The sequence below is a fragment of the Microbulbifer mixtoriginis (SeqCode) genome (genome assembly GCF_052467705.1).
Genome location: NZ_CP174322.1, coordinates 2,514,887 through 2,532,914, shown reverse-complemented (window position 1 = coordinate 2,532,914; position 18,028 = coordinate 2,514,887). Strand labels below are relative to the sequence as shown.

Annotated in this window: 16 protein-coding genes; 12 read left to right on the top strand and 4 right to left on the bottom strand. The window is 48.9% G+C overall.

The genetic code is table 11. The features are described 5' to 3' along the window. Nucleotides 1–8: 8 nt before the first annotated feature. From ACJJIB_RS11220 to ACJJIB_RS11210, 3 genes are all read right to left on the bottom strand, one after another. Nucleotides 9–428 (bottom strand): ExbD/TolR family protein, encoded by a 420-nt coding sequence (locus tag ACJJIB_RS11220; protein WP_252085811.1) that lies wholly within the window; start codon nucleotides 426–428, stop codon nucleotides 9–11. Between the two features lie 15 nt (nucleotides 429–443). After that, nucleotides 444–1,067 (bottom strand): MotA/TolQ/ExbB proton channel family protein, encoded by a 624-nt coding sequence (locus tag ACJJIB_RS11215; RefSeq protein ID WP_252085810.1) that lies wholly within the window; start codon nucleotides 1,065–1,067, stop codon nucleotides 444–446. Nucleotides 1,068–1,140: 73 nt separating this feature from the next. After that, nucleotides 1,141–3,714: a DNA internalization-related competence protein ComEC/Rec2 gene (locus tag ACJJIB_RS11210; protein WP_444886103.1), complete on the bottom strand. Its 2,574-nt coding sequence runs from the start codon at nucleotides 3,712–3,714 to the stop codon at nucleotides 1,141–1,143. A gap of 285 nt (nucleotides 3,715–3,999) precedes the next feature. Here ACJJIB_RS11210 and ACJJIB_RS11205 point away from each other — a divergent pair, with 285 nt between their 5' ends. Then, nucleotides 4,000–4,977 (top strand): porin, encoded by a 978-nt coding sequence (locus ACJJIB_RS11205; protein ID WP_444885053.1) that lies wholly within the window; start codon nucleotides 4,000–4,002, stop codon nucleotides 4,975–4,977. A 130-nt stretch (nucleotides 4,978–5,107) separates the two neighbouring features. Here ACJJIB_RS11205 and ACJJIB_RS11200 read toward each other — a convergent pair whose 3' ends face one another. Continuing rightward, on the bottom strand, nucleotides 5,108–6,592 hold the full coding sequence (locus tag ACJJIB_RS11200; RefSeq protein WP_444886102.1) for a bifunctional 2-methylcitrate dehydratase/aconitate hydratase: 1,485 nt from the start codon (nucleotides 6,590–6,592) through the stop codon (nucleotides 5,108–5,110). Nucleotides 6,593–6,822: 230 nt separating this feature from the next. Between ACJJIB_RS11200 and ACJJIB_RS11195 the strand changes: the two genes are divergently transcribed. The 11 genes from ACJJIB_RS11195 to ACJJIB_RS11145 all read left to right on the top strand — a co-directional run bounded on the left by ACJJIB_RS11195 (nucleotide 6,823) and on the right by ACJJIB_RS11145 (nucleotide 17,977). Next, nucleotides 6,823–7,440: a Crp/Fnr family transcriptional regulator gene (locus tag ACJJIB_RS11195; protein ID WP_444886101.1), complete on the top strand. Its 618-nt coding sequence runs from the start codon at nucleotides 6,823–6,825 to the stop codon at nucleotides 7,438–7,440. Nucleotides 7,441–7,557: 117 nt separating this feature from the next. Further along, nucleotides 7,558–8,118 carry a cytochrome P460 family protein gene (locus ACJJIB_RS11190; protein ID WP_444885056.1) on the top strand — a complete coding sequence of 187 codons (561 nt, stop codon included), beginning with the start codon at nucleotides 7,558–7,560 and terminating at the stop codon, nucleotides 8,116–8,118. 260 nt (nucleotides 8,119–8,378) lie between these two features. Then, a complete protein-coding gene (gene trhP / locus ACJJIB_RS11185; protein WP_444886100.1) occupies nucleotides 8,379–9,665 on the top strand; it encodes a prephenate-dependent tRNA uridine(34) hydroxylase TrhP in 1,287 nt (428 codons plus the stop codon). Between the two features lie 463 nt (nucleotides 9,666–10,128). Beyond that, complete coding sequence (locus ACJJIB_RS11180; protein WP_444886099.1) at nucleotides 10,129–11,379, top strand: HlyD family secretion protein; 1,251 nt, start codon at nucleotides 10,129–10,131, stop codon at nucleotides 11,377–11,379. A gap of 35 nt (nucleotides 11,380–11,414) precedes the next feature. Further along, nucleotides 11,415–12,131, top strand: a complete 717-nt coding sequence (locus ACJJIB_RS11175; RefSeq protein ID WP_444886098.1) for an ABC transporter ATP-binding protein — start codon at nucleotides 11,415–11,417, stop codon at nucleotides 12,129–12,131. Continuing rightward, the gene (locus ACJJIB_RS11170; protein WP_444886097.1) at nucleotides 12,128–14,563 is read left to right on the top strand and encodes an ABC transporter permease; all 2,436 of its coding nucleotides are present in this window, start codon (nucleotides 12,128–12,130) and stop codon (nucleotides 14,561–14,563) included. Before ACJJIB_RS11175 ends, ACJJIB_RS11170 begins: the two co-directional genes overlap by 4 nt. Before the next feature lie 89 nt (nucleotides 14,564–14,652). Beyond that, the gene (locus tag ACJJIB_RS11165; RefSeq protein ID WP_444886096.1) at nucleotides 14,653–15,549 is read left to right on the top strand and encodes an alpha/beta fold hydrolase; all 897 of its coding nucleotides are present in this window, start codon (nucleotides 14,653–14,655) and stop codon (nucleotides 15,547–15,549) included. A 191-nt stretch (nucleotides 15,550–15,740) separates the two neighbouring features. After that, nucleotides 15,741–16,058, top strand: a complete 318-nt coding sequence (locus ACJJIB_RS11160) for a heavy metal-binding domain-containing protein (protein WP_252085798.1) — start codon at nucleotides 15,741–15,743, stop codon at nucleotides 16,056–16,058. 243 nt (nucleotides 16,059–16,301) lie between these two features. After that, nucleotides 16,302–17,180 (top strand): S1 family peptidase, encoded by an 879-nt coding sequence (locus ACJJIB_RS11155; protein ID WP_444886095.1) that lies wholly within the window; start codon nucleotides 16,302–16,304, stop codon nucleotides 17,178–17,180. A 47-nt stretch (nucleotides 17,181–17,227) separates the two neighbouring features. Next, complete coding sequence (locus ACJJIB_RS11150; RefSeq protein WP_444886094.1) at nucleotides 17,228–17,686, top strand: nuclear transport factor 2 family protein; 459 nt, start codon at nucleotides 17,228–17,230, stop codon at nucleotides 17,684–17,686. A 132-nt stretch (nucleotides 17,687–17,818) separates the two neighbouring features. Beyond that, complete coding sequence (locus ACJJIB_RS11145; RefSeq protein WP_444886093.1) at nucleotides 17,819–17,977, top strand: hypothetical protein; 159 nt, start codon at nucleotides 17,819–17,821, stop codon at nucleotides 17,975–17,977. Nucleotides 17,978–18,028: the final 51 nt, after the last annotated feature.

The window sequence follows — 18,028 nt, the reverse complement described above, 5'->3', positions numbered from 1 at the left end:
CCAGCGCGCTAGTTCTCTTCTGGTTGCCGTGTAGTAATGCTTAGGTTGACAAAGCCTAGCTGTCCAGCGGCATCCATTGCCCGCACCACAGCCTGATGGTGAGCTGTAGCGTCGGCGGTTATCACAAGCGGGCGATTGTACTCGCCTGCAGAAACTTCCGACAGCGCAGATTTCAAAGTGGTCAACTTTTTGTTGATCAACCCCTGGCCATTTACCGAATAAGAACCATCGGCACTGATCAGAATTTCAACAGAACGAGGCTGCTCTTCTGCCTGAGGCCCAGCGGCCTCGGGCAAATTTAACTTCAAATGGCTCTCTTTGGTGAATGTGGTCGACACCATAAAGAAAATCAGCAGAAGAAAGACCACATCGATTAATGGCGTAAGGTTTACCCCATCCTGCTCTTTGGTTTGGCGGCGAAATTGCATCGATTGCTACCTCACTCAGGCCGCTTTTTCAATTTTGCGGTCACTGTGTAAGGCATCCACCAGCTTCACGGCTTCCTGTTCCATGGTTACCACAATAGTATCCACTCGGCGCTGGAAGTATCTGTGCGCCATTAGCGCTGGAATCGCCACAGTCAAACCCGCCGCCGTAGTAATCAGAGCCTGGCTGATACCACCGGCCAAAATACCCGCATTGCCGGTGCCCTCCAGCATAATTGCCGTGAAAACCTGGATCATACCGATGACAGTCCCAAGCAAACCGATCAATGGCGCAATCGCGGCGATGGTGCCGAGGGCATTGAGGAAACGCTCCAGCTCGTGTACTACCTGGCTTGCAGTTTCCTCAATACTGTCTCTCATTACTTCACGGCCGTGGCGGGAATTGGAAAGTCCTGCGGCAAAAATTCGTCCGAGTGGGCTGGAATCACGCAGCTCCTTAAGTTTCTCACTATTGACCTGGTTGCTTTTTAGCCACCCCCACACTTCTCCAAGTAAAGTGCGCGGTGCAATACGCTGGGGATTCAACGTCCAAAAACGCTCAATGCTGATAGCAATAACAGCAACGGAACACAACAGGATCGGCAACATCAACCAGCCGCCAGATTTTATTATTTCAAACACTTTTCTTGGCCCTAAACAGCGAGAGGGATTTCAGGAATTTCTTCTGCATCTTAGACGCAGGAGTCGCACTTTATCACAGCTGCTCTCGGCGGCTAAGTCTTCCACTCGGCTCAGCCTCGCCATTGTGATCCGCATACCAAAACCGTGGCGTTGAACGACCCCAGCTGATCACAGGCTCCGAGGTGCCTCTTTGCCAAGAAAGCTCGACAGCTCCACTTTGTGCTGTATTAAAAATTTGCGTATCCATCGCACGATAACGTGCGACTACATTCGCATGGGGATGGCCAAAATGATGACGATAGCCTGCGCTGAATATCACTCGCTCAGGCCTTGCCCAGCTCAGTAAAGTCTGGGATGAAGAAGTCTTAGAACCATGATGAGGCGCCACCAATAAATCTACTGGCTTCTCCATTGGATAAAGCTCCACAAGACGGCGTTCTACGGAGCTTGTGATATCCCCAGTAAGTAAAATACGCACTTGTTGCCATTCAATTAGAGCCACACAACTTTGATCATTTTCCTCTCCATCAATTTTTTTTTGCAGTGGCCATAACCAACGTACAGAGAGCTCACCGAAATAAAGCCTTTCACCCGCGACACAGGAGTCTGCTCGTATATCAAAATCCCCCACCAGTTTTTTTCCCAGTTGCCCTGGAGCATAGAAATTATTGACAGGCAGTGACTGCAATAGCGCCGCCACCCCACCCGCATGATCCCTGTCACCATGGCTGACAACCAACACATCGAGTTCTCTCACCCCGACTCCACTCAAATAAGGAGCAACAATGGCCCCTCCAGCACTCCAACCCGATGGCGAGAGAGGTCCGGTATCAAAGACAAGGCGCGCTTCTTGGGAGCGGACCGAGAGAGCCAGACCCTGGCCAACATCCAAAGCGGTGAAAGTAAGCCCCTGACGACCTGGTGTCGAAACAGGCAGCATAGATTGGAGCAAAGGAAGCAGAAACAAGCAGCCCAGATATCGTCCCGGCACACCCCTGGGTAAGATTAATAACAGGGCGCCCAGTGCGGATAAGACAAGCAGGGTTGTGCTTTGAGGCGTTATCAAAGGCTGCCAGGTAGGAACAAAATCCCGGGCATACTTCAGCATTTCCATGAGAAGAGTCAGTTGCCAGTCGGCAAATTTAAAGCACCAGATTCCAAGGCCAGTCCCTAACAGTAAGGTGCCAAGCATCAAGGCCGGCAGTATTATCAAACCAAGCCAGGGAATTGCCATCAGGTTCAGCAGCATTCCGCCAGAGCTGTACCCAGAAAAATACACTACCGAGGGTAAAATCAAACCCAGCGCCACCAGCCATTGACTGCGCAATAATTGTACAAAGGTGGAGAACCAGCGTAAAAACCAAGCTTCCACGTGCCTTTTCATCCCCACATGAGCACTCGCCTCACTTCCCTCCACACCGTTCTCCGTTGTCCTCTCTTGCCTAACAGAGCTACGCCCAGAAAACCCCAAGAGAAGCGCACCCACAGCGGCGAATGACAGCCAAAACCCGGCTCCGAAGAAAGCCAATGGCTGGATAATTAGCACTAATGCCAAAGCGAGAGAAAAAACCAAGCCAGCGCCTACCCGTCGCCGCCAATGCCAAGCCAGCAGCAATACCCAGGTCATCACCAGGGCCCTTTGGGCGGAGAGAGGAGCGCCAGCCAACAAGGTATAGGTTAGGGTGCCAATAAGCGCCAACAACATCGGAATCCACCTGGGACAGGTCCCCATCAATACCCCGAGAGCCCTCGCCAATACCTGCCCCAACAGCAGTAAAAACCCAGCCACCATGCCCACATGCAGGCCCGATATTGCCAAAAGGTGTGCCGTCCCTGTCTGCTTTAACAGGTCATTGTCGGCACGGGAAAGGCCGCTGCGATCCCCTAGTAACAGTGCTGTAACCAGGGCGCTTTGGTTTATCGGTAGCCTTTGAAGCTTCTGCCTAAAAGCATCTCGCAGGGCGGATAGCCCCATGCCCTGGCTCAACCACTGTGGGTCGCCATTTTGCGGGCGCACATACCCCGTTGCATAAACACCCCGCCGTAAGAGCCAGCCCTCATAGTCAAAGGTATGGGGATTTACACTACCGCGTGGACGCTTTAACCGCACCGGTAAATCCCAGTGGCTATTACCTCGCAGCAGCCTTTGCACCTCAACATCTGCGCGGTACCAGGTGAGATAAAGAAGGCTACCTGAATGAACTTCCCCCGGCCCCGCCTCCAGTATTCTCGCCTGGAAGCGTATATCCCGGGTAGCACCCCTCTGTAACGCTGGATTACTCCTGACCTCGGGGAGGGATACAACCTCAACCCTTAGACGTTGATCAATGCCATGAGCCGATTCAGGTAAACGCTGCTCAAGCGCGGCTTTATTGCTCGATAAAGCCCAGAGAGCACCGAGCAACGAGATGACAAGTAATAGGCAGAGAGCGCGTGTTTGAGGGAGGGAAACCAACAATAGGAAGGCAATAATATATACCCACAGTACTCCCCCTATTTCTGGTAGAGACGGCAACAAACCAATAGCAGCAACTGATAGAGAGAAGACCCAAAGGGCCAGCGTAGGGCTCCATAGCCACAGAGTAGTCTTAGGGTCCCAACCCACATCCAGCCTGCACTTTTTTTGTACAGGGTTTATGGTTCTCATCCTTGTCCGAAGCCCCGTGATAGTAATAGATCAGAAAATTTGACACCGCACACAAAACAGGCACCATAGAACCAAAACATGTCTATAACCGGCGCACCATGCCGCATAGTGACTGCCTTAACTGCTATACATGGCACCCGCTGGTCATATTTTTTTAAGAAAAATGCCATGTTTAACATGTTTGTAATATTCAGGTCGCAGAATCCGCACCAAATCGAGGGGCAACCAACAGACTGAACGGAAGGCTTCCCCTCAACCCACAACCATAAACTGTGCGAGACGACTATGAATAAGACCGCTCTCTCTCTGGCCATTGTTGCCATGATCCCGACTCTGGCCAACGCCCAAGAAGAAGGCGATGTCCTCGACTTTTACGGCAAAGCCAATGTTACCTTCCAGTCTGCTGACGAAGGTGACGGCTCTGTAACCGATGTTCAAAGCAACGCTTCCCGCCTGGGCGTTAAGGGTGAGATCGCCCTGACCGACGGCATCAAGGGTATCTACCGTATGGAATACGAAGTAGATATGGACGGCGACGCTGATGACACTTTCTCTCAACGCAATATCTACGCTGGACTGGAAGGCGGCTTCGGTCAGGTAATCGCGGGTAAGTTCGACACCCCGTTGAAAGTTGCCCAGAAGAAAGTTGACCTGTTCAACGACCTGGAAGGCGATATTAAAAGCCTGATCACCAGCAGCGACAACCGCGAAGAAGACGCTCTGCAGTACACTACCCCGTCTTTCGCGGGCTTCAAAGCTTCTGCTGCTTATATCAGCAATAAAGATGAGGTAATTGGTTACGAGATCATTGGCCAAAATGATGATGGCAGTGACATCTTAGGCAAAGAAATCAAGCGCAATAATGGCATCTCCACTTCTATTGCTTACGACAACAACGGCGTTTACATGGCCTACGCTTTCGACCAAGACGTGGAAGGCCAGGACGTTGACGTTCAGCGCTTTGTAGCCCAGTACAACATCGGCCCTGTACAGGTTGGTGCCCTGTTTGAAGACCAGGAAAACGCTGACGGTGAAAACGCTGACGGCTGGATGAGCTCTGTAGCTTACAAAATCGAGCAGTGGACTCTGAAAGCACAGTACGGTCAGTCTGACATTAAGAAAGAAGACGGCGAAACTTACAGCCTGGGTGTTGACTACAAGTTCAACAGCGCCGCTAAAGTATTCGGCTTCTACACCGATGAAACAGCTGATGGCGATTACGACCGCAGCTATGCCGGTATCGGTGCTGAATACAAGTTCTAAGAGCGCTTTTAACGACGATCATCCGAATTGGGAAGCGCTGTTTGACCATCGTATGATTTAAGAGCTTGAATTAGGCGACCTATGGTCGCCTTTTTTGTTGGAAGTTCCAAAGCCGCAATGCGGCAGCTTATTAAATAACCAACTTATCCATAAGAAGATGAACTGGCATTGCCTGTAACTGTTGTTGATCAGCAAATAAAGCTAATATTTTCTCTGCTTGGCCTGAAGGGAAACGTGCAGCCAGATTGGAATGGAATTTCTTCAACAAAAGCGGTATCCCCTCTTTACGGCGTCGACGATGACCAAGGGGGTATTCCACCACTACATTCTCTGTTGCCTTGCCCCCCTTAAAAAATACCTGCACACCATTCGCAATTGAACGCTTATCCGGATCAAGGTAATCCTTCGAATAGCAGCCATCCTCAACAACGGTAATTTTCCCGCGCAGCTCATCAATTTCCGGATGGGACTGATGGAATTCATCCTCATAAAAACTAGCCTGCAAATCCCCAAATAAAAGAGCCACAGCCACGATATATTGCAGGCAGTGATCGCGGTCCGCCGGATTGTAGAGGGGACCGGTTTTACTAATAATTCGTATTGCAGATTCGTGAGTAGTCACGACAATTCTCTCTATGTCTTGCACCCTACCCCTCACCAATGGATGTAAAACTATCGCGGCTTCACAGGCTGTCTGGCCATGGAATTCTGCCGGGAAGGAAATCTTGAAAAGGATATTCTCCATTACATAGGTGCCGAATCGACGCGGAAACCGGAACTGCCGCTCCTCCAACGGTTTTATTACCTGATCAGCATTGGTTTTACTGAAAGCCACGTCATAAAAGCCCCACTGCTTCGCCGTAAGTACGGTTGGTATACCCATCTCACCACGCATGGCCATATCCGCCAGGAGAACTCCCCTTGCCGAGGCATCTCCTGCCGCCCAAGATTTACGCGAACCCGTATTGGGGAAGTGCCTGTAGGTACGCAGGGCACTACCATCTACCCAGGCCTGGGAAATCGCCGCCAGTAATTCTTCCCTGCCCCCCCCCATCAACCAAGTAGCAATCGCTGTAGAAGCCACGCGAACCAACAATACATGGTCCAAGCCGACGCGGTTAAAGCTGTTTTGTAATGCCAGAACACCTTGGATCTCATAAGCCTTGATCATCGCCTCCATCACCTTTCCCATTGTCAGGGGCTCTTCCCCTGCACTCAGCCGCTTCTGAGAAAGGAAATCGCACACCGCCAAGATAGCGCCCAGATTGTCAGATGGATGCCCCCACTCTTCGGCCAGCCAAGTATCATTGAAATCCAGCCAGCGGATAGTACAGCCTATATCCCAGGCAGCTTTAACCGGATCCATGCAAAATTGGGTACCCGGCACACGAGCCCCATTGGGCACCACCGTCCCCTCAACTAGAGGGCCTAATAGTTTCGTACACTCGGGAAAACCCAGTGAAAGAAAAGCACAACCCAAGGAATCCATCAGGCAGTAGCGCGCTGTTTGCCAGGCCTCATTGGAATAAACTTCAAAATTGAGAACGTAATCGGCAATATCCTGGATTACCTGATCATAAATTAGATGGCCAGTTTGATCTGAGTCGGTGCGCATAACAGAAGGCCTGATGGTACTGTGAAGAAATTAAATAAGCCTAGTAATTTTTTAGCTGTATCTTTCACTTTGTAAATGGATAACAAGATTTGAGCGCTACGACATTGATGGCTTGCTTTTTCGTGTATATTGTCATCCTGTGAATTTCACTAATATTCGACCAAGATTGAAAAGGTAAGAGGGTTTGTGATTAGTCTATACACTCCAACCTCCAATAAGAAAACACTAAATTGCAAACAATAGCGACTAAAACAAAAAGAGTATGCTGCACCACAGAAACAGTGTTATTTCGTCAGGGAGTGGCCTCCCGAAATATTTATTTTATACATGCCGGTTATGTTCTTATCCATAAAGTGGACTTTAATGGCAACCGGGGACTTGTAGACCTGTATGGGCCAGGCTCCTGGTTTGGCCCAGGTCTTGGCGGAAATTCACAAGAAATAGAAGCAATTGCCAAAATAGGTTGTGAGCTAGAAGTCGCTTTTCCAGAAAATCTCAATGGCCTGTTACATTCACTGTCACAAACCCAGCAAGACCTTATAGAGCATCTAGCCAACAGGGAGTCTTTATTACAACAGCGTATATTTCAGCATATAACCGCGCCCCTAGCTGTTAGATTGGCAAGTTTATTATCCCAACTCTTTCATTTTCGGGGGCAACCTTGCGCTCACGGGCATGAATTAGATGTAAAGCTTTCACAATCTGAGCTAGCGGCTATGGCCGGCGGCAGTAGACAAACTGTTAGCCAACTACTTAGCACCTGGAAACACAAAGGCATTATTGATTACACACGCCAACATATTTGCCTACTAAACAAAGGCGCCCTCGAAGGCTTAGCGCAAGGCTAAATTTGGCTTTAGTGTCAGCTAGCTGACAGTTGATCGTCCCTCTCCTCCCTATACTTCCAAACAATGAGGGCTAGACCTAGTCCCCACCTCCATGGAATCAACATAGGAAGAGGCATTATGCGCACAATCTGCTTAGTTACACTGGGAATACTGTTTAGCCTACAGGCCATAGCTCAAGAGAATCTAAAGTCCACTTTCAGTCATTTCGTTGACGCACAGGGAAACATCACATTACCCAAGGATTACCGCCAAGAATGGACATTTCTCGGCTCTTACCAAGTAAAGTCATCCAGTGGCAAGGGCTGGGATACTCACATTGTTTACACTCAACCTGAAGCAGTTAAAGCCTTTCGCAAAAATGGAAAATTCCCGGATGGCGCAGTCCTGGTAAAAGATGTCAACAGCACCAAATCAGAACCATTAACCACAGGCTTGGCTTACTACTCTACTGATCTCCAGTTCACCTTTATGATGGTAAAGGACACAGAAGGGAGATTTCCCAAGAATGAGGCCTGGGCAGAAGGTTGGGGATGGGCTTTATTCAAGCCAGGGGTAGCAAAAAGTGAAACCAAAACCTGGAAGGGCAGCGGGCTTAACAACTGTTTTGGATGCCATTTACCAGCCAAGAATAATGACTGGGTCTATACACAAGGCTATCAACAGGTCCTACAGAACTAAAAAGTAAACAGCAAAAATTAGAGGTTAGAGGTTAGAGGTTAGAGGTTAGAGGTTAGAGGTTAGAGGTCTATTATTCGGCTAGAGTAACAGGCATAGATTCCCTCCAGATCAGCTTATCACCCCCACCCCAGCGCTAATTGATTTATATCAATTAGCGCGATCTTGAATACCGTTAACATGCGGCCGCGTCCGACTATTCCACTATGAGTTTTTCCGTGTTTAAACCTGAGTTACTGTCCCCCGCAGGGACTTTAAAAAATATGCGATATGCGTTTGCCTATGGTGCCGATGCCGTTTATGCAGGCCAGCCCCGCTACAGCTTGCGTGTGCGCAATAATGAATTTAAAAATATTGAAACCCTGCGCCTAGGTATAGAAGAAGCACACCAGCAAGGAAAACAGTTCTATATCGCTTCCAATATCGCCGCCCACAACGATAAAGTTCGCAGTTACCTGCGGGACCTGGAAGAAATTGTTGAAATGGGACCTGACGCCCTGATTATGTCCGACCCAGGCCTGATAATGATGGTAAGGGAGCGTTGGCCTGATCTGCCAGTCCACCTATCCGTACAGGCCAATGCGGTAAACTACGCGACCGTAAAGTTCTGGCATCGCCAGGGGTTATCTCGGGTGATACTTTCCCGAGAACTGTCCCTGGATGAGATTGAAGAAATTCGCCAGAAAGTGCCTGAGATGGAGCTGGAAGTCTTTGTCCACGGTGCACTCTGTATCGCCTATTCCGGGCGCTGCTTGCTATCCGGTTATATGACCCATAGAGATGCCAACCAGGGCGCCTGCACCAACTCCTGCCGCTGGCAATACCAAGCTCATGAAGCCAAAGAGAATGAAGTTGGCGAGTTGATTCATGTGCAAAATCAGGAATCTATCCAGCAACCCACCTCCGCCAGTGACAGTACTTCCCAAGCCTTTTTACTACAGGAAGAAGGTCGCCCTGGAGAATATATGCCGGCTTACGAAGATGAGCACGGTACCTACATCATGAACTCCAAAGATCTGCGGGCCGTACAGCACGTCAAGCGCCTCACGGAAATGGGGGTCCACTCTTTAAAAATCGAAGGTCGCACCAAGTCCCACTATTATGTGGCTCGTACTGCTCAGATCTATCGTCGCGCCATAGACGACGCTGCGGCAGGAAAAGACTTCGACATGAAGATGATGGACGAATTGGAAACCCTCTCGAACAGAGGCTACACGGAAGGTTTCTACCGTCGCCATCCACCAGCAGAATACCAGCAATATGAAAAGGGGTTGATATCAACTCCGGGCCAACAGTTCGTAGGCGAGCTTATTGACGGCAGTCCTGAGTATTTGACGATTGATGTTAAAAATCGCTTTGAACGCGGTGATCAATTGGAGTTAATGACTCCCAGCGGTAGCTTGTTCTTCCCCTTGGAGCAAATGGAGAATACGGAAGGCAAAGCGATCGATGTAGCTCCGGGATCCGGGCATATCGTGCAAATACCCCGACCAGAGGGGGTTGATGACGATCAACTTCAACAGGCGCTATTAGTCAAAGCTCTGGGATAACCCTCGTTTTGCAAACATATTTTGTTAAAGGTGTAGTGGTTTAGAAAATCTACCGGATTCACTAAGCCACGACACCTTTATTCCCACTACATCTCCACAATTTTACTTGTGAACCTATCCTCAAAATGTATTGGGTAATCGTTAAACTTCTCAAGTGACTGCCCGCCTCACAATATTCAAACCGTCCTGTATTTCCCCACCATTCACCGCAAGCAACTGGTTCTTGTGCCAATTTTCCTGCATTTTCAGCCTCACCTAAAACCCTTATACAGCCCTGAGTTTTGATCACAAAAATATGCTCGACAGTACTAATTACAAGATAAGAACCCGCTCTCCCTCGGAGTTCCAACAGGAATACACCCGTTTTAAATAGTTATGATTTTCCACCTCTAACTCGCCTCCGCATCAAGGTTTCACAGCAGAAAAGCGTGTAACGATTGCTTAACCAAGGAAATGCCGCAATATGGATATTATTAAACCTAAGAAACGCCCCCTGATTAAGCACCCTTTAATGCTGGGTGGTGCTGCCCTAGCTTTTGTGGCATTTACCAGCACCCTCCTGTTACTTCCTGACAGCGCCTACAAAGTTGAGCGGGAACAGCTGATGCTAGGTACCGTCCAACGGGGAGACCTGCAGGTTGTGGTAGATGGCTACGGTAGGCTGCGTTCAGACAAGCAGACTTTAATTACCGCCCTAACCGCAGCGAATGTTGAAAAAATCATGTTGCGTCCCGGTGCAGAAGTACAAAGTGATAGCGTCATTATGCAACTGAGCAATCCAGAGTTAATGCGCGATCTGGATGCAGCCGAAACCTCCCTGGAACAAGAGGAAGCTAATTTGCGCCGGCTTGTTCTGAACAACCAGCGCGATGTGCTCGCGGAGGAAGCCATACTCGCGGAACTGAATTCCAATTACCAAGTGATCAAGTTGCGCCGCGAAGCTGAGGACGAACTGGTAAAAAGTGGAGTGGTTTCCCAGCTCACCTACCAAACAACCGTCTTACGCCAAGAGCAGATGAAAAAACGCGTAGACCTGCAAAAACAGCGTATCAACCACCTGCGCAAAGTCGCCGTCGAATCAGAGTTAATCCAGCGCGAGCAAATCAACCAAGCCCAGACCCAACTACAGAGCATCCAACAGCGGACAGATCGCCTCACAGTACGCGCCGGCCTGGACGGCATACTACAACGACTGCCAGTAGAGCTAGGGCAAGGTGTCGACCCCGGCCAGGAACTGGCTCTGATCGGCAGCGAGACAGATCTACTCGCCTTGGTTCAAGTCCCACAATCCAAAGCAGAACAACTGGAGGTTGGCCAGCCCGCTGAAATTGATACCCGCAGGGAAAAAGTCGGAGGTGTGGTTACCCGTATTACTCCTGAGGTTCGGGACGGCAATATTGAAGTGGAAATTGCTTTTAGCGCAGGCGCTCCGGAGTCTGCCAGGCCACAACTCAACGTCGATGCCCGGATCTTCACCGCCACTATGGAAGATACACTGTTCGTCGAGAGACCTATCAATGTACAGAGGCACAGTGAGACCAACCTCTTCCTGATTAACGAAAACGGGGAGGAAGCGGCACTCCAGTCTATCAGCTTCGGTGAGGAATCGGGCCGATATATCCAAATCACCCAAGGCGTCAATGAAGCGGACCGTATCATCCTCTCGGATATGGCCAATTTTAATGAAGCTGAGCATATCCAGATTATTGACTAAAGCCTGAAACCCAAAGCGAGAACAGGGAGTTCGCTATGTCCAAGCCAATCCTCCATATGGCCGGGATCACTAAGGTGTTCAGCACCGAAGAAATGGAAACTCACGCCCTGCGGGGCGTTGACCTGAGTATTTACTCGGGGGAATTTGTTTCTATCTGCGGCCCCTCGGGTTGCGGTAAATCCACACTTCTCTCGATTCTCGGCCTGCTGGACCTCCCCACCAGCGGCAGCTATGAGATTGAAGGCACTGAAGTCGCTCAATTGACGCTAAGTGAGGCGGCGACAATTCGTAACGAGAAAGTAGGCTTTATCTTCCAGTCCTTTAACCTGATTGACGAACTCTCTGTCTACGACAATATCGCCCTGCCCCTGCGATACCGACGCAATCCCATTCCCAAGTCTGAAGCCGACAAAAAAGTGAAACACTGCCTGGAGAAGGTGGGGATGAGTCACCGGGCCTCTCACAAACCTAACCAGTTATCCGGTGGCCAACAGCAGCGAATCGCCATAGCCCGCGCGCTAGTTGGCAATCCATCCCTGCTACTGGTGGACGAGCCCACCGGCAACCTGGATTCCCACAATGGCGATGCAGTAATGGAAATGCTGCGGCAACTCAATAATGAAGGGACCACCCTGTGCATGGTGACCCATGACCCTCGCTATGCAGATATGGCCAGCCGCCAATTGCATCTGCTGGATGGAAAAATCTCAACGCCGCAGCCCATAAAAGAGCCCCATGAGATGGCCCTATGATCACCACAAAGGACCTGTCCATCGCCCTCCAGTCCCTCAGCCGGGCGCGGAGCTACGCCACCACTATTATTTTAACCCTGGGTATCACCCTCGGCGCCCTGGTAGCGCTATTTAATCTCAACTACCAACTGTTAGCCGCACCCCTACCCTACCCGGACGAAGATCGGCTGTATGTCGTGAATGGTAATCTCTACCAGAACAAGCAGCTGCGGCTGGAAAACAACAGCCAATACCCTGCCCTGGTTGAAATCTATAAGAACGATAGTTTCTTCGAGTCCAGCGCCCTGGTGTACTTCTGGGAAGATGTGGTTCGCAATTTATCCGGATCACCACGGGTTAACGTTTCCTATGTCTCTCCAGAATATCTCCAGCTGGCTGGAGCACCCCTGGCCCTGGGCAGACAATTCAATACCGATGAAGGGCTCGACAGCCGGGTTCCCGTGGCGGTTATCAGCTATCAAACCTGGGAGCAGATGTTCCGGCGCAGCCCAAATGTCTTGGAGCAAAGCCTGCAATTTGGGGAGGTGGACTTTCGTATTGTCGGCGTCACTGCCAAAGACTTCATTGAGCCCCAGATCTATAAACAGGGCCGACAAACAGCAGTCTGGCTGCCCTGGGACTTTAACGATACACAAGTAGAGCGCAGAAATAATTGGAGAGGCTTCCTGCCTTTTCGCATGCTCACAGGAAAGCTGAAGCCGGGCATTGACCCCGCCAGTGCGGGGCATGAATTGAGCACATTAATGGATGCCCAGTATCAAGCGGCCCTAGCGGGAAGATCCTCTTCGGTAGAAAGGTCCGTTGAATACCGACTCACTCCCTTCGCCAATAAAATACTTGGCGACAGCGCCACACGAACCCTAATGGTTATGGGCGGCACACTGGTACTTCTGTTAATTGCCTGCGCCAATGTTACCAACCTGATTCTTTCTCGCGCAGCCAAACAACAACGCAATATGGCGATACAGGTCGCGTTGGGCGCACACAAAAAACATATCTTTTTGGCCCTGCTATGTGAAATCGGCCTACTAATGTTAGGGGCTGCATTACTTTCTCTACTTTTAGCCCTGGGATCGACGGAAGTACTAAGGGTGATGGCTACGGAACAAATTCCTCGCATTCAAGAGCTCACCTTAAACTGGCAGACACTGGTTTTTGCACTGTTGTGTGCCTCACTGCTCGCCCTGTTCTTCTCAGCCATAGTCAGTCGCCAGGTTAATTACCGCGCACTGAATCAAATGCTGCAGAGCAGCGGCAAAGGCTCCGGTGTACAAATTTCACCACTGATCCGCAAAGTCCTCATCAGCAGCCAAGTGGCGATGACTAGCTTACTTATCGTCGCCAGCTTGCAGATTTTCCTGCAAGCTAACCGACTGATTAACCAGCCCTTTGGCTTCCCCTTGGACAACGTTCAAGTGATGACTCTAAATATCGGCAATCTTAGGAGCGCCCCCACTACCGAACGAGAGAGTTACCTGAAGGCCATCAGGCAGAGATTGCTGGAGCACCCTAAAGTACAAAATGCCAGCCTGAGCTTAAACACTCCTATCTCTATCAGCCGGCCACTCTGGACCACATCCCTGAGTCATGATGCTAGCCGACAAAACCCGGTGATGGCCAAGACCACAGTAGTCGACGAAAACTACCTTTCCATTTTGCGTATGCCACTGGTAGCTGGCCGCCATATCAATGCGGCTGAGTTTTCCGATAACAATCGCATGATGCTCGTTAACGAAACCCTGGCCCAGCAGCTGGAACCCGATGGAGAAGTATTAGGCAAGCGCTACTACTGGCGAGGTGATTTGCCCTACCAAGTGGTCGGTGTAGTGCGTAACGCAAGCCTGCCAGGCAAAAAGGAACCCGCCCGCTTATTTGTGCGCGGTATCAACGTGAGCTATCCCCTACTGGTACTCAGACATAAGCCTCACCAACCACTCAGCACCACAGAGATCAATCGGGAATTTGCCGAAGTAAACAGGCAGTACAAAGTTGCCGAGCTATTCTCCCTGGAGCAGGCGCGAGACCTACTCCTAAGCAATGACCGAGTCTCAGTTTGGGTAACCACCGCCCTAACATTACTGGCACTCAGCCTCGCTGCCATCGGTATCTTTGGAGTGCTCAGTTACAGTGTACAACTGCGGCGTACCGAGCTTGGCGTGCGCATGGCAATCGGCGCCCGCCCAGCGACGATTTTCTATCACACGCTGATCGATAGCTTGACTCCCGTAATTATCGGTATCGCTGTAGCAACTTTGGTAGTGGTCCCACTAGCACTTTGGCTTGAGCAAAGCGAGTTCAGCATTGAAACCAGCCTCTGGGGCTGGCTGCTGCCACCACTGTTTATTATCGGCCTGACGGCCTCGGTTACCCTGCTTTCTGTATGGAAAATAATCAACAAGCCCGCGGTTTACGCATTGCAAGGAACAGGATAAATACTTTCCATCTGATAGCCGCTGCTTGAGGTTGCGCGCTCATCATGCAATCTTTACAGCAAGTACAACAATAAGAAATGGAGCAGCCAATGCAACCTCAGCAATGGTTATCAAACGGAAAGATATTTGATTATCAAGACCACCAACTCTTCTATGTCGATAGCAACCCAAGCTGTCGGCATAAACCAGTACTGCTTTTGATCCACGGTTTTCCAACCAGTAGTTATGACTGGCAAAAGGTATGGACCCAACTGACAGAGCACTATCGCTGCATTGCTATGGATATGCTGGGCTTTGGCTATTCAGACAAACCCAAACAGCATAACTACAGTATCCACCAGCAAGCTGATTTACATGAAGCTCTTCTTCAACATTTAAACATCAACAAGGTCCACCTGTTGGCGCATGATTATGGGGATTCCGTAGCACAGGAGTTACTCGCCAGAGCCAACAACGGCGGCACTACAGGGTATATCTCGGTGTGCCTGCTGAATGGCGGCCTATTCCCAGAAACTCATCAAGCTCGCCTCGTGCAGAAACTCCTGCTTTCTCCTATTGGCTCTCTAATCAATAAACTAATGCGCTACCAGCAGTTTTGCCGCAGCTTCAGTGCCATTTTCGGACCAGAGACAAAACCCTCCGACAGAGAATTGCGAGACTTGTGGCAAATTCTCCAATATAAGAATGGCAACCGGCTCCTCTATAAACTAATCACCTACATGTACGACAGGCGCAAACATCGTCAGCGTTGGATCGACGCGCTAAACCAATACCCTGGCCCCCTACTGCTAATCAATGGCTCATTGGACCCAGTTTCAGGGAAGCATATGGTGGATCGATTTCGTCAATTGATAGATCGGGCAGCAGACATTATTGAGCTGGGAAAGATTGGGCACTATCCGCATTGGGAGGCGCCTGATCATGTGGTAAGTGCGTACTTAAATTTCGTAGAGGCGGAGAAAAAAGAGCATTTAATGCTTTCTTGAATATCCTAGATAGTTCTCTATTGCGATCATGATGGCAAGAAGCTGGGTGTCAAAATCCCAGTCTAATTCCAAGCATCCCCAATAATAAGGCGTATTTTTAGTTTCATCAAAATGTAGTACTTTCTTCTTTTCAAGGCATGTCCCATGCAATCATAGTAAGAACCATACCAAGCAACATTAAGAAATGTATCATGATCTACTCAACCACTGAAACCGTACCAGGATATGAAATTAAAGAGATACTCGGAGTGGTTACCGGTAACGTTGTTCAATCCAAGCATATTGGTCGTGATGTTATGGCGGGCTTAAAGAGTATCGTTGGCGGTGAGATAAGAGGCTATACAGAAATGCTATCCGAAGCCAGAAATAAGGCCCTTCAACGGTTGATTGATAGTGCCCAGCAGAAAGGAGCCGATGCCGTAGTAGGTATCCGATTTTCAACAAGTGCCATTATGGAAGGGTCTTGTGAAATGATGGTCTTTGGGACTGCCGTCAAACTAAGGAAGTGATGCCCCCTAACCTACAATTAGTGCCTATTTTGAAAGATTCCGTAAAATATAGCTTTTACTGCTAGTTAGCTTCAATTCAGGGATACGAGGTTCCGAAATTAAATTCAATGGAGCCTCTAATTTACAGCCCAATATCTGGCGATAGGATTCACTAGTGGCAACTAGGCCAAGGCCTCTACGTCAGATCTAATTTTTTCAGACATCAATGATCTATATAACCAATAACTTACAGAAAGATCGCTCATGATACGCACAATTAAATATCTTTTTCTTTCCTTCCAATTAGTATTAACACCTGTGGTAATAGCAATAACCATTCGCGATGATGTGAGTGACTCAAGATACCGTATCGATGCCTCTGAACTCCCCGCACTTGTAGATTTACCGGAAGAAGGACACGGTGTACTTATCTCCCCAGAGTGGATTGCGACAGCTGCGCATGCCGTTACTTGGCAACACTGTATTGAAGAGGTCACCATTAAAGGCACTTCCAGAAGGATCGATAAGCTGGTGATACACCCCGGCTACAAGAAGATACCTCAAAGGATGATTGATGAGGCACTAGAAACGGGAGATGCCAGTGAAATTGAAGCATTATTGGCCACATCCGATGATATTGCCTTAATTAAACTCTCTCAGCCTATCATTGATGTTAATCCGGTAGGAATTTACCGTGAAAGTGACGAGCAAGGAAAAATAGTAAAGCTGATCGGAAAAGGAGCAACGGGTACAGCTGACCTCGGCCATGACCCCAAAGGCCCCAATCGAACAGAACTCCGCAGAGCATTTAACATAATCTCATCAACTCAAAATCGTTGGCTTGGCTATGACTTTGATCAGGCCCCGAATGCGTTACCACTTGAAGGTATGTCTACAAATGGCGACAGTGGCGGCCCAGTACTAATTGAAATTGATGGCCAGTGGTTACTCGCAGGACTCACATCCTGGAAGCAAGCGGAAAACGTTGATATACGAACCTTCCGCCCTGGCACCTATGGCCAGACTTCCTATTCCATTCGCTTAAGTCATTATGCAAGCTGGATTGACTCAATGATTTCTAATCACTCATCTATTCAGCAATCTGTCAAAGCAGAATCTGATAGCTCATTAACTAACCAATAATCCGTTATTCTCCAAACACTACAGCAAGCAATACCTGAGAAAATATTATGTATAAATTTATACTTTTAATCCTGTTAACTTTTTTAACTTCATATGTATATGCCAATTCCGCTGAGGAAAACACCAAAATACGCAGAGCCGTACTCGATTACATTGAGTCACAACAAAAAGTTGAACCAAGCCTAATGGAAAGAGGTTTAGATACGAAACTAGCCAAGCGAACCTACTGGAAATCCAAGGACGGCTCAGAATTCATCATGGAGACAGACTATGAAACCATGGTTTGGTTGGCCGAAAACTACAATAAGGAAGGCGATAAATTTACAGAGTCCCCCAGGGTTGATATCAACATACTTGATATTGATAACCGTGTAGCCTCGGTAAAGCTTACAGTCGATGATTGGATTGATTATATGCACTTATATAAGAATGAAAAAAATGACTGGAAGATTATTAACGTTCTCTGGCAGTATCACGATACAAAGCGGCACGTTAATATGAAATGAATTAGTATCCTGATCTGTAGTTCTCTGCCTAAGCATTATTTATGTTGGGTTTCGGTCTGGCATTCAGTATAGTCTTTGAAGTGTGCCAAGCTTGAGCCTGTGCCCACACACAAAACAAAAAGGAGCACCAAATTGAAGAGGATCACCGTCGCCCTACTATTCTTACTAGCAGCCATTGCCTGCTATGTATTTGGTGTGCCTGTTGGCGGGGCCTTTTTTCTCGCTTTGGGTGTTGTTTTTGAGGGGATCTTTTGGATAAAACTATTCAAACGCAAGAGAAAGTCAGCCTAATAATTAGTATCTTGTTATTTCTACCTAGGCAAAGACGTGTTGGCAGTTTAA

Bases quoted from the DNA above. Each gene is read 5' to 3' on its own strand.
- ACJJIB_RS11155 (WP_444886095.1), top strand. From the start codon at position 16,302: ATGATACGCACAATTAAATATCTTTTTCTTTCCTTCCAATTAGTATTA.
- ACJJIB_RS11160 (WP_252085798.1), top strand. From the start codon at position 15,741: ATGATCTACTCAACCACTGAAACCGTACCAGGATATGAAATTAAAGAG.
- ACJJIB_RS11165 (WP_444886096.1), top strand. From the start codon at position 14,653: ATGCAACCTCAGCAATGGTTATCAAACGGAAAGATATTTGATTATCAA.
- ACJJIB_RS11200 (WP_444886102.1), bottom strand. From the start codon at position 6,592: ATGCGCACCGACTCAGATCAAACTGGCCATCTAATTTATGATCAGGTA.
- ACJJIB_RS11205 (WP_444885053.1), top strand. From the start codon at position 4,000: ATGAATAAGACCGCTCTCTCTCTGGCCATTGTTGCCATGATCCCGACT.
- ACJJIB_RS11180 (WP_444886099.1), top strand. From the start codon at position 10,129: ATGGATATTATTAAACCTAAGAAACGCCCCCTGATTAAGCACCCTTTA.
- ACJJIB_RS11175 (WP_444886098.1), top strand. From the start codon at position 11,415: ATGTCCAAGCCAATCCTCCATATGGCCGGGATCACTAAGGTGTTCAGC.
- ACJJIB_RS11190 (WP_444885056.1), top strand. From the start codon at position 7,558: ATGCGCACAATCTGCTTAGTTACACTGGGAATACTGTTTAGCCTACAG.
- ACJJIB_RS11170 (WP_444886097.1), top strand. From the start codon at position 12,128: ATGATCACCACAAAGGACCTGTCCATCGCCCTCCAGTCCCTCAGCCGG.
- ACJJIB_RS11150 (WP_444886094.1), top strand. From the start codon at position 17,228: ATGTATAAATTTATACTTTTAATCCTGTTAACTTTTTTAACTTCATAT.
- trhP (WP_444886100.1), top strand. From the start codon at position 8,379: ATGCGATATGCGTTTGCCTATGGTGCCGATGCCGTTTATGCAGGCCAG.
- ACJJIB_RS11220 (WP_252085811.1), bottom strand. From the start codon at position 428: ATGCAATTTCGCCGCCAAACCAAAGAGCAGGATGGGGTAAACCTTACG.
- ACJJIB_RS11210 (WP_444886103.1), bottom strand. From the start codon at position 3,714: ATGAGAACCATAAACCCTGTACAAAAAAAGTGCAGGCTGGATGTGGGT.